The organism is Halospina denitrificans, from assembly GCF_004364635.1.
GTDB lineage: Bacteria > Pseudomonadota > Gammaproteobacteria > Pseudomonadales > Oleiphilaceae > Halospina > Halospina denitrificans.
Genome location: NZ_SOAX01000002.1, coordinates 610,083 through 626,796 on the forward strand (window position 1 = coordinate 610,083; position 16,714 = coordinate 626,796).

Genomic DNA, 16,714 nt, shown 5'->3' on the forward strand with positions numbered 1-16,714 from the left:
CCGCTAGGCGCGCCGCAGCGGTGGCCGTTCCCCGTAGGTCGCCCAGCGCCACAGCCACTCAACCGGCCCGTACTGGAAAAACCGCAGCCACAGCGGCGCCAGGACCAGCAGGAAGAGCCAGATGCCGAGCACGATCAGCATCTGCCCCGCCCGATCCACAGAGCCAAAAAGCCCCAGCCCGATCCCGTAGAACAGCCCCGTTCCGATGACAGTGGTCAGCAGGTAACCGGTCAGCGCCATTCGCCCCAGTGCACGCAGGCACTCCATGAGCCACGGCAAGCGTGCCTGCCTTACAACGATCATCACCAGGGACGCCCAGGCCAGCGAGACCAGCGGCCCGGCCCAGAGGTTGAACTGCCGCCCGAGGTAGAGCGCCTTGCGCATCTCCCAGTCATGGCTGAGGTTGTAGAATACCCCAAACAGGCTCAGTGGAATGCCGATTCCCAGGCTCAGGATCAATAGACGCCGGTACGGCGACAACGGCCATTCCCCCGTGAAGAAACCAATCCGGTAAAGGGCCATGCCCGCCAGCATCATGGCCAGAACGCGCCAGCCCTCCTCGGTCAGCACGGCCGAGATGTAACCTTCAACCAGGGTGTCCAGGCGATGGTTGAACTGGGCCCACCAGCTGCTGCTGCGGTACACCTCCATCTCCGTCACAACCATCCGGGCATCCGCGGACCACATCGTCGCGACAAACTCCCGGTACTCCTCCTCGGGCATGAAATGCAGGAAGGCCCCCATCAGCACCCCGAACACCATGGGCACCAGGTAGAACAGGAGGGCCAGGCCGAAAAGGCGCCTTGGCGAACGGTCGCGGAAGCGGAAGGCGATGAGGCCGACGATGGCATAGAGCAGCAGTATATCCCCGTACCAGAGCAGGGTGATGTGCAGGAATCCGATAGCCGCCAGTGACAGCATACGGCGGCGATGGATGTCGGACGGATCCTGGCCCATCGCCACCAGGCGTTCTGACTGGATCATCATGCCGGCGCCGAAGAGCGCGGCCAGCATGGGAATGAACTTGTACTCGGCGAGCACGTGGGTCACGAGCCAGATCCAGAAGTCCGCCCCCTCGAAGGAGCCGGCAATGGTGGGATTCACATAGGCCGTGGAAACCTGCCCGAAGGCACGGATGTTGATGAGCAGGATGCCGAGGATGGCAAATCCCCGCAGGCAATCCAGGCTGGCAAGACGGGTCCGGGTCGCAATCATGGGGTTATTCTGGCTGGCGCAGCGACGCTGTCAAATATTTCCCGACACCCTGCATTTCCGGTACCCTCCTGATTATGCTGATCACAAAGTTCATCGCCGCCTTCCTCGCTCCGCTGTCACTGGTCGTTCTGACGGCGCTGCTTTCCGCACTCCTGTTTGTTCTGGACTGGCGTCGTACCGGGCGTGCCGCGCTCAGCCTTTCGATCATCCTGTTCATCGTCTTCACGGTGGAACCCTTCGCACGCTGGCTGATACTGCCGCTGGAGAGCCGGTACGACCCTGTCACCCAGCCCGAAGCCCTGAAGGATATCCGCTGGGTTCTGGTGCTGGGCTCCGGCGCCTCGGACAACGCGGACGCCCCGGCAACCACCCGCCTTACCGGGGTCGCCAGCCTGCGGCTCTCTGAGGGGCTGCGACTCCACCATGCCCTGCCGGAGAGCACCCTGATCCTCTCCGGCGGCAGCGTTTTCGGGGATGCACCCAGCGCCACGGTCATGAGCCGGGCCGCCGAATCCCTGGGCGCGGACCCGAAGCGGCTGCGCATTCACCCCAACCCCCGTAACACCCAGGAAGAAACCGAGTTGATGCGGGAAGCGGTGGGGCAGGAACCCTTCCTGCTCGTAACCTCCGCCTCCCACATGCCCCGCGCCATGCTCCTGGCCCGCAAGGCGGGCCTGAACCCCATCCCGGCCCCCACGGCCATGCGCACCGCCACCATGAGCGACGCCAGCGACCCGGCCTTCTACCTGCCCTCGGCCAACGCCCTGGCCATGAGCGAACGCGCTATTCACGAGTATCTGGGAATTGCCTGGGCATGGATGCGTGGGCATATCTAGTGAGGGTTTTCCTGACAAGGGAAAACCGTCGATTTATTTTACACATACCCCAGACTTTGATATTCGCATGCCAACAAATTCAGGCTCTTGAAGTCATGGCACCTTATTTGCATTCCATCTCTATTGAGTCTTGATGTAGTCAGGGTTCTAATACTGCTTGCCCAGCGAGCAGTCTAAAAATCGCTAGTATCAAGGAGAGATGTCATGCGATCACTAGCTAGCGCAACGATCCTAACTAGATTTAATAAGCAGTTGAATAAAGGCAGTATTTTCGGCGTTCTTGCATCAGGTCTTCTGTTGGCAGGATGTGGCGGAGGTGGTGGCGGATCATCAGATAATGACCCCGAAACTTCCACTGATAGCGTCTCCGAAACTTCCACTAGTAACCTTCTTGAAGCCGTCGATCCTGGAGCCTTTGTTGCGGATGTTGAGCGCCCCGATGAGTTACCAACCCCCCTGGAGATAGCTTTGCTAAGCCCCAGCGGTCGGGTTGTCCTCTTATACAACCGCAACGCCATAACTTCAGCCGAGATCGACTTTGATCAGGATAGGAGCTTCTCAGGGCCTGGTACAGACATCTATTATTCCGGCGACGAATGGGTTCAGAATGAGGGGAAGTTGGAAGGGGAGGCCGTCAGCAAAAGTGTGATCAAAGGTGAAGCAAAAAGCACCTCTGATGACCCACGAACAAGCTTCACGCTGACGCGTGATGGACCCGCATCAGCTCAGGGGGCAAGCCTTGAAGCTGTGGGCGGCCGCACCTACTCTGAGCAAGACGCCTCCAGTGAGACCTCACAAAGTATAACGATCGACAAAGACGGAACCCTGACTGGCTCCTACCATACAGGATCCGACCAAAAAGCCTGCACTTTCAACGGCAATGTCAGCGTCCCTGATGAGCGCTTCAACGTGTATGAAGTATCCTTTGAAGCTACCGGTTGTGGCGATGACCTCAGAAACGGCACTTACACAGGTCTTGCCATGTATGACCAGAGGGATCCTGACAGGCTTGTTATCATTGCAGAGAACGGCGAAGTTACGGGAGTCTTCATCTCCGACTAGCGCTGAAGGTTGCCACTGACTCCAGACGAAGACGGCCCCCTGGTACGCGCCCTGCCGCTGTTCTAGCCGGCATCCGCCGGCAGGAAGCGGATCTCGCCGTACCAGGCTTCCACCGGCTCACCAGTGTCATCGCAGTCAGTCATGATTGCGATGACACTGACCTCATCCAGATCCCTGTCGTGGAAACGCTGGAAGTCCTTCTTCAGGTTGCGCCTCTGGGTACGCCACCCATCATCATCCTCGCCCCCCTCCGGAGCACCGGACTGTACCGCGACCATCTGCGCGCGGGACTGATAGGCGTTCTCCCAGTCACTGCCAACGGGCTGTTGGCTCGCCCAGACGTAATTCACGGCGCGGGTGCGCCAGCGCAGGAAGGTATGCTCATCCACCGCGTAGAGACGGGCGGCGTAGTCATCCCCGGACTGGCTGGTTTCGTCTTCGGGATTGACGGGGTCCTCAACGCGCCAGCGCCATTCAATGATGGGCGTTTCGTTCAGGTTGACGGTTTTGCGGTGGTAAAGCCCGGATGCGCTGTTGCCCTCGCACTGGGCGTGGATGGCCTTGCCCTGGTCGGTTTCAACCAGCTCATAGCGGGTTTCATCGGCAAAGGCGTGCACTTCCCATTCCAGAATGTCCGCGGGAGTGAACACCCTGGCGGGATCGCCCTGCGCCGGCAGGGTGGCGAGGGCCATTGCGACGGCCCCGAAGCGGACGCTCTGTTTCATACCACCCTCGCGGAACCCGTCAGTGGCTCTGGCGGGAAGCCTCGTCGCCCTCGCCCTGAGCCGCGCCCTGCTGCTCCTGTTTCTTACGCTCCACCGCCTGCTGGTAGATGGCGTCGAAGTTCACCGGCGCCAGCATCAGGGGCGGGAAGCTGCCCTTGGTGACCAGCGTATCAATGGATTCGCGGGCATAGGGGAAGAGCAGGTTCGGGCAGTAAGCGCCCAGCATCTGGCCGAGGCGTTCGCCCTCGAAGTTCTTCAGGACGAAGATGCCGGCCTGCTGGACCTCCACAATATAGGCGGTCTTCTCGCCGATTTTGCTCGTCACCGTCAGCGTCAGAACCACCTCGAACTGGTCCTCCCCAACACGGGTATGGCTGGTGTTGAGGTCCATGCTGACTTCCGGCTGCCATTGCTCCTGGAAGATCTGGGGCGCGCCGGGCGACTCGAAGGAGCTGTCCTTGATGTAGACGCGCTGCATGGCGAACTGGGGCTGGTTGTCGTCCGCCTGTCCAGCGCCGGCAGCGCCTTCCTGGGTGTCATTCTCTGCCATTTCGGTTTTCCTTGTTGTGCCTGTACTGGATCGATTCTACAGATTCTATGAGCACATTCTGTGCGCAATCTATCGCCTGTGGCCAGCGCCGCCTACTTGGTGGTGACCGGCAGGTTGGCGTTGCGCCATTCCATCATTCCGCCCGACAGCCTTGCGACATTCAGGCCGTGCTCCTTGGGGAGTTCCTTCACGGCCATCCCCGAGTGCTGCCCGGCCTTGTCCACCAGGAGGATCAGCTTGTCGCTGTGCTTGCGCAGCTGGTTGTCGCTTTCCTTGAGCTTGGCCATGGGAATATGGATGGCGTTCTTGATGTGCCCCTCGGAGAATTCCTTCTTCTCGCGGATATCCACCACCACGGCTTCGTCCCGGTTCAGCAGCATGACCGCTTCCTGCGGCCCCACCTTGCGCCCGGCCCGCTGGCTCTCGACCACCGCAAGTGCCGCCAGCAGGGCCAGGAAGACAGAAACCAGTATCCAGTGATTGGTAACAAATTCAATCAGTTGCTCGACCATTTCACGCTACACCTGTTAAGGGCCGTTCACGGCCTTTCAATTCAGGCGCGATTATACACGGCCCTCGGGAGCAACGACAGGCGGCGCACGTGGCCGGATGCCCCCCAAAAGCGTTAGAATCACACTCCTTTCGCGAAGCAACCGTGGAATTACGCATGAGTGATAAACGCCAGACCACAGCCCTGATCATCATGGATGGCTGGGGCTATCGGGAAGCGACCGACGACAACGCCATCACCAACGCCAAAACGCCGGTATTTGACCGGCTCTGGGCGGAGTGCCCGCACACCCTGCTCAACACCTCCGGGCTGGCTGTGGGCCTGCCCGAGGGCCAGATGGGCAATTCCGAGGTCGGCCACATGAACCTCGGGGCGGGCCGCGTTGTCTACCAGAGCCTGACGCGGATCACCCGCGACGCGGAAAACGGCACCCTGGCCGAGAACCCGGCCATCGGCGGCGCTCTGACCAAAGCCGTGGAAGGTAATGGCGCCGTTCACATCATCGGCCTGCTCTCTCCCGGCGGCGTCCACAGCCACGAGGATCACCTGTTGGCGGCCTGCCGCATGGCCGCAAAGAAGGGCGCAAAGGCTGTCTACATCCACGCCTTCCTGGACGGGCGCGACACACCGCCGCGCAGCGCCATGGCGTCCCTTGAAAAAGCCGACCGCGAGCTGCGCGAATCCGGCATCGGCCGCGTTGCCTCCATCATTGGCCGCTACTTCGCCATGGACCGGGACACCAACTGGGACCGCATCGAGAAAGCCTACAACCTGATGACCCTGGGCGAGGCGGAACATCGCGCCCCGACCGCGGTTGCCGGCCTGGAAGCCGCCTACGAGCGCGGCGAGGACGATGAATTCGTCGCCTCCACCATCATCGCGAATGATAACGAGGCGCCCGTAACCATCGACGACGGCGACGCGGTGCTGTTCATGAATTTCCGCGCCGACCGCGCTCGCCAGCTCACCCACGCCTTTGTGGATAAAGATTTTGACGGCTTCAGCCGCAGGAAGGAGCCGAAGTTCGCGGACTTCGTGATGCTCACCGAATACGAATCCAACATCGACACCAGCTGCGCCTATCCGCCAGAGTCGCTGCCCAACATGCTGGGCGAATACGTCAGCAACCAGGGCAAGCAGCAGCTGCGCATCGCGGAAACCGAGAAGTACGCCCACGTGACCTTCTTCTTCAACGGTGGCCGGGAAGAACCCTTCCCCGGCGAGGACCGCATCCTGGTGCCCTCGCCCAAGGTCGCCACCTACGACCTGAAGCCGGAAATGAGCGCGCCGGAGGTGACGGACCGTCTGGTGGAAGCCATCAACAGCGGCAAGTACGACCTGGTGATCTGCAACTACGCCAACGGCGACATGGTTGGCCATTCCGGCAGCCTGGAAGCCGCCATGAAGGCGGCTGAAGCGGTGGATGAGAGCGTCGGCCGGGTACTCGAAGCACTGGAAGCCAATGGCGGCCAGGCCCTGGTCACCGCCGATCACGGCAACTGCGAGCAGATGCGTGACGAGGGCACGGGCCAGGCCCACACCGCGCATACCACGCTGCCGGTACCACTGGTGTATTCCGGGCCGCGCAACGTCAGCCTCGAGGACAAAGGCGCACTCTGCGACATCGCTCCCTCGCTGCTGACATTGATGGACCTGGAGCAGCCGGCGGAGATGACCGGGCATTCACTGGTCCGGATCCAGAACTGATCCATGCGCCGAGCCCTAGCCCTGCTCCTGGTGTTGAGCGCCCCGCTGCTCTGGGCGGCCGATGAGGAGGTCTCCCGGGAACGTCTCGAGGCGCTTAAGGAGCAGATCGGCTCGGTCACGGACTGGCTGGAAGAAGCGCGCGAGAACGAGGACCAGTACCAGGCCAGGCTGCGCGAAGCCGAGCAGTCGATCAGCCGCATCAACCGGCGGCTGGGCGAGCTTGAAACCCGCGCCGCGGAGCTGGATGAAAAGCTGGCTCGGCTCGGGGAAGAAAATCGCCGGCTGGAAGCCCGCGCGGCCGAGGGCCGGGAAACCCTGCGCGACCTGATCCGCTCTGCCTGGATGCAGGGGGACCACGCCACACTGCGCCTGCTGCTGTCCGAGACCGACCCCCAGGACATCGCCCGACTGATGACCTGGCACGAATACATTGGCGATAACGCCCGGGAAGAGCTGGAAGTACTGGCGGAAACCCGCAGGGCCCTCGAACAGAACCGCAAGGATACCCGCCAGGCGCGCACCGAGCTTGAAGATACCCGCGAGTCGGCCCGCCAGCGCCGCGACGAACTGGCCCAGCGCCGTGAGGAGCGGGAAGAAGCCCTCACGGCGCTGCGTGCCGAGATCAATGAGCGCGAGAGCAGGCTGTCCGAGCTGCAGGACGACCGGGACCGGCTGAGCGAACTGCTCAGGGAAATGGAGCGGGAAATCTCCAGCCTTGAACCGCCAGAAGACGCCAGGCCCTTCTCCGAGCTGCGTGCTAAACTTCCCTGGCCGGTTCGTGGTAACGTAAGTCGTCAGTTCGGGGAAACCGTGGGCGACAGCGACATGCGCACCAACGGCATCCGGATCCGGACCGAGAAACAGGCGCCGGTGAGGGCCGTTCACTACGGACGCGTTGTGTTCGCCAACTGGTTGCGCGGCTTCGGGCTTATGATCATCATCGACCATGGTGATGGTTTTATGAGTCTTTACGGGAACAATGACTCACTGAACTATAGTGCCGGTGAATGGGTGCGCGCGGGTGACACCATTTCCCAGGCTGGTAACAGCGGAGGCCGCAGCCAACCGGGACTCTATTTTGAAATCCGCCGTGATGGCCAGCCGGAAAACCCGGAAGCCTGGCTTGAGTAGCACAGAACAGGATTGATCCAATGCCACAGACCAGACTCACGCTGCTGACAGCGCTTACCCTTGCGCTGGGTGTTTTCTCTGCCCTGCCAGTGGGAGCGGCCGACCCCCAGGAGGGCGACGGCACCATGGACCCGGGACAGCAGATTGATGGCGAACCGCCCATCACCAATCAGGAAGGCGGCACCATCGAGATGGAGCTGGCCGACCCGGAAGAGCAGCTGCCGCTGGACGACCTGCGCAAGTTCACCGAGGTGTTCGAACGCATCAAGCGCGGTTATGTGGAAGAGGTCAGCGACCGTGAACTGCTGAACAAGGCCATCAAGGGTATGCTCTCCGGCCTTGATCCGCACTCCGCCTATCTTGAACCGGACGCCTTCTCGGATCTGCAGGAGAGCACCTCCGGCGAATTCGGTGGCCTGGGCATTGAAGTGGGCATGGAAGACGGGTTTGTCCGCGTCATCGCCCCCATTGACGGAACCCCCGCCCAGGAGGCCGGCATTCAGGCCGGGGACCTGATCGTTGAGATCGACGGCACCCCGATCAAGGGCATGAGCCTTGAGGAAGCCGTAAAGGAAATGCGCGGCGAACCGGGCTCAACCATCAACCTCACCATCCGGCGTGAAAACGAGAGCGCACCGATCGAGGTGGAGATCGAGCGCGCGGTGATCGAGGTGGACAGCATCCGCACCCGCATGCTGGAGGCGGATTACGGCTACGTGCGCATCAGCCAGTTCCAGCAGAATACGGGCAAGGATTTTGCCGCCGCCTACGAGAACATGGTCGAGGAGAACGGCGGCAAGCTGAGAGGCATGGTGCTGGATCTTCGCAACAACCCGGGTGGTGTTCTGGAAGCAGCCGTGGAAGTCGCCGATTCACTCCTGAACGAGGGCCGCATTGTCTACACCGAAGGCCGTATCGAGAGCAGCCAGTTGAGTTTTGATGCCTCCGAGGGCGACATGGCGGAGAACGTCCCCATTGTGGTGCTGATCAATTCCGGCTCCGCCTCGGCCTCGGAAATCCTTGCCGGCGCGCTCCAGGACCATGGCCGGGCCGTGATCATGGGTACGGACTCCTTCGGCAAGGGCTCGGTCCAGACCGTAATGCCCCTTGGCGACAATTACGGCATCAAGCTGACCACCGCCCGCTATTACACACCGGATGGCCGCTCCATCCAGGCCAAGGGCATCGAGCCGGATATCCAGGTGCAGCAGGCGGAACTGAAAGACGTCCAGAGCGGGAAGCGCTTCTCCGAGGCCGACCTGCGCGGGCACCTGGGCAACGGCCAGCAACCTGACGAGCAGAACCAGGGTGAGCAGGAAGACAACGGAGACAGTGAAAAGACGCGTGAGGAGGCGGAAGAAGAGGCCGCCCGGCGTGACTACCAGTTGCGTTCCGCCCTCAACCTGCTGAAAGGCATGAGTATCCTGAACCGGAAGGAAAAACCCCAGTCCAGTGACGCGGACTCCAACGGTTCCGGCTCCGAATGACATGAGCAACCGCGGTTGACGGTGTGAACCCTGATACAGTGTTGAAGACGATTGGCCTTACTACCCTGGCGTGGGTGTTGCTGCTGCTCTGCGGCAGCGCCCAGGCCATGGAAAAACAGCCCCCGACCATTGCCATCATCATCGATGACCTCGGCGTCGACAGGGAAGCCGCCCAACGGCTGATTGACCTGGAGTCCCCTGTCACCCTGGCCTTTCTCCCGTACCGCCCCCACACCCGGGAACTGGCGAACGCGGCCAGCCGGCACGGCAAGGAAGTGATGCTCCACGCGCCCATGGCCAATATGGGGCAGGTCGCCCTTGGCCCCGGGGGCCTCAGCCTTGAGATGTCCCGGGAGCAGATCGTCCAGTCCCTGTCTGAATCACTGAAGGCGGTGCCCCACGCCAGCGGCGTGAACAACCACATGGGCAGCCTCCTTACCGGGCAGGAGCGACCCATGCGCTGGGTTATGGATGAGATTGCGCGGCACAACCTCTATTTCATCGACAGCAGGACCACCAAGGCAACGGTGGCGGCCACGACCGCCCATGCCCGGGATATTCCCACCATGAGCCGGGATGTATTCCTGGATAATGAACTCAGCGAGCGCTCCATCCACCAGCAGTTCCGCCGGCTCCTGAAGGAGGCCCGGGAGAATGGCACCGCCATCGGGATCGGCCACCCCCACGAGGAGACCATCGCCTACCTGGAGAAGATTCTTCCGAAACTGGATGAGTATGGCTACGCAGTGGCAACAGTCAGTGGTCTCTGGGCCATAAGGCAGGACCGCCAACCGATTCCGGGCAGGACACTTGTTCCCCTGGAAGCCAGCAGCCGCTGACTAGCGGACAACAACCCCGCGTTCGCGCATGTAGGTCTTGGCCTGGGGAATGGTGTATTCACCGAAGTGAAAAATGGAGGCGGCCAGGACGGCATCGGCGCCGCCATCCAGAATCCCGTCCACCAGGTGCTGGAGATTGCCCACACCACCGGAGGCGATCACCGGAACCGGCACCGCATCGCTGATGGCCCGGGTCAGGCCCAGGTCGAACCCGCTCTTGGTGCCATCCTTATCCATACTGGTCAGCAGGATCTCGCCGGCCCCGTATTCCGTCATGCGCCGTGCCCATTCAACCGCATCCAGGCCGGTGGCATTGCGCCCGCCGTGGGTAAAGATCTCGTAACGCGGTTCTTCGCCTTCCTCACTGACGCGCTTGGCATCGATGGCCACCACAATGCACTGGCTGCCGAAACGTTCGGCGGCCTCGCGCACGAACTCCGGGTTGTGCACGGCGGCGGTGTTGATACTGACCTTGTCCGCTCCGGCATTCAGGAGGTTGCGGATGTGGCCGACGTGGCGCACGCCACCGCCGACGGTCAGCGGAATGAACACCTGGCTGGCCATGCGTTCCACCGTCTCATAGGTGGTGTCGCGGCTCTCGTGGCTGGCGGTGATATCCAGGAAGGTGATCTCATCCGCGCCCTGCTCGTTGTACTTGCGGGCGACCTCGACCGGGTCGCCGGCGTCGCGGATATCAACGAAGTTCACACCCTTGACGACCCGCCCCTTGTCCACGTCCAGGCAGGGAATAATGCGTTTGGCGAGGCTCATGCTGTTTCCACCTGATCACACCACTTCTGCGCTTCGGCCAGATCCAGGCCGCCTTCATAAATGGCACGGCCGGTAATGGCGCCGGTAATCCCGGAGCCCGCCACGCTGGCGAGCTGCTTCACATCGTCCATGCTCGACACGCCACCGGAGGCGATCACCGGGATGGAGGTGGCTTCCGCCAGCCGGCGGGTGGCGTCCAGATTGACCCCTTCCATCATCCCGTCCCGGGCGATGTCGGTGTAGACAATGGCGCTCACGCCATCGTTGGCAAAACGCTGCGCCAGGGAACTAGCCTCCACCTGCGAGGTTTCGGCCCAGCCATCGGTGGCCACTTTTCCATCCCTGGCATCCAGGCCCACGATGATATGGTCCGGAAAGTTCCGGCACATGGAAGTCACAAAATCCGGATCCTTGACCGCCTGGGTGCCAATGATCACCCACTGCACGCCCGCGTCCAGGTACGCCTGGATCACTTCCTTCGAGCGGATGCCGCCACCGATCTGGATGGGCAGGTCCGGGTAGCGCCGGGCAATGGCGTTCACGATCTCGCCGTTCACGGGCTTGCCCTCAAAGGCGCCGTTGAGATCCACCAGGTGCAGTCGGCGCGCGCCGGCCTCGACCCAGCGACCGGCCACCTCCACCGGGTCCTCGGAGAAGACGGTGGAATCCTCCATGCGCCCCTGGCGAAGGCGCACACACTGGCCGTCCTTTAGATCAATTGCGGGAATAATCAGCATTACAGAGAACCGTCCCAGTCCAGAAAGTTGCGCAACAGTTGAAGTCCGGCGTCGTGGCTTTTCTCGGGGTGGAACTGGACCGCGAACAGGTTGGGCGCCGTCACCGCCGCCGCAATATCCACGCCGTAATGGCAAACGCCGGCCAGGTTCGGATTGCGGTCCGCTTCCACGTAGTAGCTGTGCACAAAGTAGAAGCGAGTGCCGTCCGTGATCTCGTGCCACATGGGATGCGGCTCCGACTGGAACACCTCGTTCCACCCCATATGCGGGACCTTGAGGCGATGACCGTCTTCCGTCAGGTTGTGCCCGAAGAAACGGACCTTCGAGGGCAGCAGGCCGATGCCCTCGGTGCCCTCGTTTTCCTCGCTCGAGGCCATCAGCGCCTGCATACCCACACAGATGCCAAGCAACGGTTTCTCCGCCACCGCCTCGCGCACCCAGTCGTCCACACCCAGGCGCCGGATCTCCGCCATGCAGTCACGCATGGCACCCACGCCCGGCAGGACCACGTGGTCCGCATCCCGCACTTTCTCGCGCTCATCCGTGATGGACACGCGCACTTCCGGGGCAACGGTCTCAATCGCCTTGCCCACGGAATGCAGGTTGCCCATGCCGTAATCGATAATGGCAACGCGCTTCATGTCACAGCGACCCCTTGGTCGATGGCATGGCATCCGCCGCCCGCGCATCCGTCTCCACAGCCATCCGCAGCGCCCGGCCAAAGGCCTTGAACACCGTCTCGATCTGGTGGTGCGTGTTGGTACCGCGAAGGTTATCGATATGCAGCGTCACCATGGCGTGATTGACGAAGCCACGGAAAAACTCCTCGAACAGGTCCACATCAAAACCACCCACCATGGACCGCTTATAGGGCACTTCCAGGGTCAGCCCCGGCCGCCCGGAGAGATCAATCACCACCCGCGACAACGCCTCATCCAGCGGCACATAGGAATGCCCGTAACGAACAATCCCCTTCTTGTCCCCCACCGCCTGGGCCAGCGCCTGACCCAGTGTGATACCGATGTCCTCAACCGTGTGGTGATCATCAATCTGCAGATCCCCCTTGGCCTTAACCTCCAGGTCAATCAGGCCATGCCGGGCAATCTGCTCCATCATGTGCTCAAGAAACGGCACCCCGGTATCGAAGTCCGACTTGCCGGACCCGTCCAGGTTCAGTGACACGGTGATCTGTGTCTCGAGGGTATTGCGCTCCACGCGCGCTTTGCGATCGGCCATCTGTCTGATCCGCTGGCAACAAAATGAAAGGACTCTATTATACGCGTAACACAGGCTCTTGGTCAGTGCCCGTCACGCAAATGCCTTCTTCAGGTTCTCGATGTAGGTATCCACCAACCCATTGAACTCATGCTTTATCACCGGCGACACCGCCATCTTCAGAACACCGGGCAACGGCAACGTCATCTCGGCGTCAGTCCGGAACGACAGCCCCGTCGAGCCATCCCCATTATCCCGGACATCCCAGCGCCCACTGACCAGCCCATTACCTTCACCCTCAACAGGCTCCCAGGTAATCACGCCACGACTCTTGTCCGGCGAATACCGGCACGCGTAGACCGCCTGGATGTTGTACTTATCCACGCCCACCTTCTCCATCTCCCAGCGATAGGTGTTATCACCCAGATCCGTGAGCTTCTCCACCTTGGGAAAATGCGCGACCGAACGCGGCACATCCGCGAGCAGATCAAAGACGCTGTCGTAGCCCCCATTCATGGTGAATTCACGCTGAATCTCAATCCTGACCGTAATGGACATAGACACATTCCTGTTCTTGTTGGCTGGAGCTGTTCAATGACTGCGCACCTTCCCCGAAATTGCCCCCTTGGTCAATCCCCGCCCATTCCCTAAACAGGGGAGAACCGTTATCTTGAGGCCTGTTCAACCATTTTCTCAGGGACGGCTGATGAGACTCCTACGCAATATCCTTATCGTCATTGTTGCACTGATCCTTCTTCTGATCGCTGCCATCGGCGTCGCCATGGTCGTCATCGATCCCAATGACTATAAAGGCCACATCGAGCAGGCAGCGGCCGACAATACCAATCTGGAGCTGGAGCTGGCCGGTGACATTGGCTGGTCCTTCATCCCGCTGGGCATTGAGGTCAATGAGGTGAGCGCACGCCTGGAAGGTGATGAGTTTGCCGCGATGGAGCAGCTGGTGGCCAGCGTGGACCTCTGGTCGCTGATCATGATGAGCCCCAGTGTCCACACCTTCACCCTGGATGGCCTCAACGCCAACCTGGTCAAGGGCAAGGATGGCACTGGCAACTGGCAGCGGATCATGCCGGAGGCGCCCGAGGCAGAGGAAGCCACGGAAACGACGACTCCTGAGGCCACCCTGGCCGATGAGGAAACCGGCGAGGAACTCATCCAGTTCAATGTGCAGCAGATACGCATCAGCAATGCGCGCGTCAGTTACGAGGACCGCCAGACCGGGCAGTCCTTCCTGCTGGAAAACGCCACCCTCGAGGCGGACGACATTGCCCTCGGCCAGGACTTCCCTCTCGACATCGCCTTTACCGTCGGGCTGAGCGAGCCGGAACTGCACCTCGACGGCAGCCTGTCCATGCAGCTCAACGCAAGCGGGAACCTGCAGGCCTTCTCGGTGAACGATCTGGACGGCCAGTTCAACATGACCGGCGAGCCCTTCAACGGCAAGACCACCACGGCCAGCATCACCGGCTCGGCTTCGGCAGACCTGGACGATGAGACCGCCTCGGTGTCCGATCTGGTCGCCTCCTTCGAAAATCTGGAACTGACCACCAACCTCGATATTCAGGGTTTCGGGGACACCCCGGACATCAGTGGCGACCTGGCCATTGCCGAATTCTCGGCCGTGGAGCTTCTCGAGCACCTTGGCCAACCGGCCATCGAGACCGAGGATGAGGATGTTCTGAAACGCATCGCCATGAACACCAACATCGGCACGGAGCAACAGACCGTCCAGCTGCAGAACTTCACCCTGCGAATGGACGACACGGAACTCAAGGGCACGGCCGGCTATGGCCTGGACGGCGGTGCGATCAGCGCGGACCTGCAGGGCAACAGCCTGAACCTGGACCGTTACCTGCCACCGGAACCGGAAGAGGACGGCGAGGCAACGGCTGCAACCGAAACGGATACCGGGGGCGATGAGCCTGCGGCCGGCAACCGGGATAACGAACTCCTGCCGCTGGAAACGCTCCGCGCCCTGACCCTGGATATCCGCCTGGGCCTGGACCAGCTCATCGCCAAAAACCTGACCATCAACGACATCCTGATCCGCGCCACCGGCGACGAGGGCCAGCTCTCGCTGGATGAGGTCAGCGGCAAGCTCTACGAGGGTGACTTTGAACTGACCGCCGGGATCGATGCCCGCACCGACAACCCACAATGGCGTTTCACCGAGCGGCTCTCCGGCGTTAAAAGCCAACCCCTTCTGGTGGACCTGATCGAGCTGGACCTGATCTCCGGCCGGGTCAACGTCAACGCCGAGGGCCGGAGCACGGGCAACAGCGTGAACGCCCTGCTGGAGAACTCCGGCGGCAAGGCGGACTTCAACATCGAGGAAGGCGCCCTGGAGAACACCAACCTCACCCGCATGGCCTGCCAGGGTATTTCCCGCATCCACGGGGAATCGCTGGAGAATGACGACTGGGGCGAGAGCACACCTTTCAACGACATGAGCGGCAACTTCACCATCGATTCGGGGCGGCTGCGCAATGACAACCTGACGGCGGATGTCGCGGGCATCCGCCTTGAGGGCGATGGCGTGGTCGACCTGATCCAGTCGAACCTGGATTACCGGCTGGGCCTGCGCATTGTGGGCGAGATCCATCGCGACCAGGCGTGCCGCGTCAATGAACGCATCCAGAATGTGGTGATCCCCGTGCGTTGCGAGGGCGCGTTCAGCGACGACCCGGGCGGACTCTGCGGTTTCGACAGCGCGCGTTTCTCCGAAGTGCTCAAATCCATGGGCGAGGCGGAGATCGAGCGTAAGCGTCAGGAAGTTGAAGAGAAGGCGGAAAAGGAAATCAAGCGCGGCGAGGAAAAGCTGAAAGACAAGGCGAAGGAGAAGCTGGAAGGGCTGTTCAACTGATCCATGGGTGACTGGTTCTCTCAACAGCTTCTGGACTGGTACGACCGGCACGGGCGCAAGGAACTCCCCTGGCACCGTGACCGGTCCGCCTACCGGGTCTGGGTCTCCGAGATCATGCTCCAGCAGACCCAGGTCACCACCGTTATTCCCTATTTCGAGCGTTTCATGGAGCGCTTTCCCTCCGTGCATGACCTCGCCTCGGCGGCCCGGGAAGAGGTGCTGGGTTACTGGTCCGGGCTCGGTTATTACGCCCGGGCGCGCAATCTTCACGCGGCGGCCATAGAAGTGGTTGAGCGGTTCGAGGGGGAGTTTCCGCAGGACCCGGAACAGCTGCAATCCCTGCCCGGCATCGGCCGCTCCACGGCGGCCGCCATCGCCGCCCAGGCTTTCGACCAACGCGCGGCCATCCTGGACGGCAACGCCAAGCGGGTGCTCGCCCGTTACCACGGCGTTGAAGGCTGGCCCGGTAAAACAGCCGTGGCCAACGAACTCTGGGATCACGCGGAAGAGCACACCCCCCATGAACGGATTCGCGACTACACCCAGGCGATCATGGACCTGGGCGCCATGGTCTGCACCCGACGCAACCCGGCCTGCGCTTCCTGCCCGGTGCGAACGGGCTGTATTGGCTATGCCCGGAACGATCCGGAAGCCTATCCCGGACGCAAGCCGAAGAAGGAAAAACCGGAAAAGACGCTCTGGATGCTGCTGATCGAGGATGGCGAGGGCCGGCTGTTACTGGAGGAACGCCCACCGACCGGCATCTGGGGCGGGCTTCTGAGCCTGCCGGAGGCGGACCCGGCCCTGCAGCCGGAGGAAGTTCCGGATCACTGCGAGTCGGCGCTGGGCGTGGAGACCAACATGCCGGATTCCCTGGAGCCCTTCCGGCATACCTTCAGCCATTACCACCTCTGGATCCGGCCGCTGAGGCTGTCCGCCCGGCGCACGATCAGCATCCAGGAGCACGGGCGGCTGCGCTGGCTGACCCGCGAGCAGGCCCTGGAGGCCGGACTGCCCGCGCCCATCCGCGGCCTGATCCGCCAATAG

Annotated in this window: 17 protein-coding genes; 8 read left to right on the top strand and 9 right to left on the bottom strand. The window is 61.8% G+C overall.

Going from position 1 to position 16,714, the window contains the following annotated elements:
- Window positions 1-3: 3 nt before the first annotated feature.
- On the bottom strand, window positions 4-1,215 hold the full coding sequence (locus tag DES49_RS06435) for a DUF418 domain-containing protein (RefSeq protein ID WP_133735551.1): 1,212 nt from the start codon (window positions 1,213-1,215) through the stop codon (window positions 4-6).
- A gap of 74 nt (window positions 1,216-1,289) precedes the next feature.
- Between DES49_RS06435 and DES49_RS06440 the strand changes: the two genes are divergently transcribed.
- A complete protein-coding gene (locus tag DES49_RS06440; protein WP_133735552.1) occupies window positions 1,290-2,051 on the top strand; it encodes an ElyC/SanA/YdcF family protein in 762 nt (253 codons plus the stop codon).
- 204 nt (window positions 2,052-2,255) lie between these two features.
- A complete protein-coding gene (locus tag DES49_RS06445) occupies window positions 2,256-3,113 on the top strand; it encodes a hypothetical protein (protein ID WP_133735553.1) in 858 nt (285 codons plus the stop codon).
- Window positions 3,114-3,175: 62 nt separating this feature from the next.
- Here DES49_RS06445 and DES49_RS06450 read toward each other — a convergent pair whose 3' ends face one another.
- The 3 genes from DES49_RS06450 to DES49_RS06460 all read right to left on the bottom strand — a co-directional run bounded on the left by DES49_RS06450 (window position 3,176) and on the right by DES49_RS06460 (window position 4,900).
- The gene (locus DES49_RS06450) at window positions 3,176-3,838 is read right to left on the bottom strand and encodes a DUF3047 domain-containing protein (protein WP_243864916.1); all 663 of its coding nucleotides are present in this window, start codon (window positions 3,836-3,838) and stop codon (window positions 3,176-3,178) included.
- A 19-nt stretch (window positions 3,839-3,857) separates the two neighbouring features.
- Entirely contained in the window at window positions 3,858-4,388 is a 531-nt protein-coding gene (gene secB / locus DES49_RS06455; RefSeq protein WP_133735554.1) for a protein-export chaperone SecB, read from the bottom strand.
- Between the two features lie 92 nt (window positions 4,389-4,480).
- On the bottom strand, window positions 4,481-4,900 hold the full coding sequence (locus DES49_RS06460) for a rhodanese-like domain-containing protein (protein ID WP_133735555.1): 420 nt from the start codon (window positions 4,898-4,900) through the stop codon (window positions 4,481-4,483).
- A 155-nt stretch (window positions 4,901-5,055) separates the two neighbouring features.
- Between DES49_RS06460 and gpmI the strand changes: the two genes are divergently transcribed.
- Genes gpmI through DES49_RS06480 form a run of 4 tightly spaced genes read left to right on the top strand, consistent with a single transcriptional unit; the run spans window position 5,056 to window position 10,063 of the window.
- On the top strand, window positions 5,056-6,606 hold the full coding sequence (gene gpmI / locus DES49_RS06465) for a 2,3-bisphosphoglycerate-independent phosphoglycerate mutase (RefSeq protein WP_133735556.1): 1,551 nt from the start codon (window positions 5,056-5,058) through the stop codon (window positions 6,604-6,606).
- 3 nt (window positions 6,607-6,609) lie between these two features.
- Window positions 6,610-7,737, top strand: a complete 1,128-nt coding sequence (locus DES49_RS06470; protein ID WP_133735557.1) for a murein hydrolase activator EnvC family protein — start codon at window positions 6,610-6,612, stop codon at window positions 7,735-7,737.
- Between the two features lie 20 nt (window positions 7,738-7,757).
- Window positions 7,758-9,224: a S41 family peptidase gene (locus tag DES49_RS06475; protein WP_133735558.1), complete on the top strand. Its 1,467-nt coding sequence runs from the start codon at window positions 7,758-7,760 to the stop codon at window positions 9,222-9,224.
- Window positions 9,225-9,247: 23 nt separating this feature from the next.
- A complete protein-coding gene (locus tag DES49_RS06480) occupies window positions 9,248-10,063 on the top strand; it encodes a divergent polysaccharide deacetylase family protein (RefSeq protein WP_243864917.1) in 816 nt (271 codons plus the stop codon).
- On the opposite strand, the gene hisF is transcribed toward DES49_RS06480, so the two are convergent.
- From hisF to DES49_RS06505, 5 genes are all read right to left on the bottom strand, one after another.
- Entirely contained in the window at window positions 10,064-10,834 is a 771-nt protein-coding gene (hisF, locus tag DES49_RS06485) for an imidazole glycerol phosphate synthase subunit HisF (RefSeq protein WP_133735559.1), read from the bottom strand.
- Complete coding sequence (hisA, locus tag DES49_RS06490; RefSeq protein ID WP_133735560.1) at window positions 10,831-11,571, bottom strand: 1-(5-phosphoribosyl)-5-[(5-phosphoribosylamino)methylideneamino]imidazole-4-carboxamide isomerase; 741 nt, start codon at window positions 11,569-11,571, stop codon at window positions 10,831-10,833. The genes hisF and hisA overlap by 4 nt, the downstream gene beginning before the upstream one ends.
- Window positions 11,571-12,212: an imidazole glycerol phosphate synthase subunit HisH gene (gene hisH, locus DES49_RS06495; protein WP_133735561.1), complete on the bottom strand. Its 642-nt coding sequence runs from the start codon at window positions 12,210-12,212 to the stop codon at window positions 11,571-11,573. The genes hisA and hisH overlap by 1 nt, the downstream gene beginning before the upstream one ends.
- 1 nt (window position 12,213) lies before the next feature.
- A complete protein-coding gene (gene hisB / locus DES49_RS06500) occupies window positions 12,214-12,807 on the bottom strand; it encodes an imidazoleglycerol-phosphate dehydratase HisB (RefSeq protein ID WP_133735562.1) in 594 nt (197 codons plus the stop codon).
- 72 nt (window positions 12,808-12,879) lie between these two features.
- Complete coding sequence (locus DES49_RS06505; protein ID WP_133735563.1) at window positions 12,880-13,344, bottom strand: SRPBCC family protein; 465 nt, start codon at window positions 13,342-13,344, stop codon at window positions 12,880-12,882.
- A 148-nt stretch (window positions 13,345-13,492) separates the two neighbouring features.
- On the opposite strand from DES49_RS06505, the gene DES49_RS06510 reads away from it, so the two are divergent.
- Window positions 13,493-15,667: an AsmA family protein gene (locus DES49_RS06510; protein ID WP_133735564.1), complete on the top strand. Its 2,175-nt coding sequence runs from the start codon at window positions 13,493-13,495 to the stop codon at window positions 15,665-15,667.
- Between the two features lie 3 nt (window positions 15,668-15,670).
- Window positions 15,671-16,714 (top strand): A/G-specific adenine glycosylase, encoded by a 1,044-nt coding sequence (gene mutY / locus DES49_RS06515; protein ID WP_133735565.1) that lies wholly within the window; start codon window positions 15,671-15,673, stop codon window positions 16,712-16,714.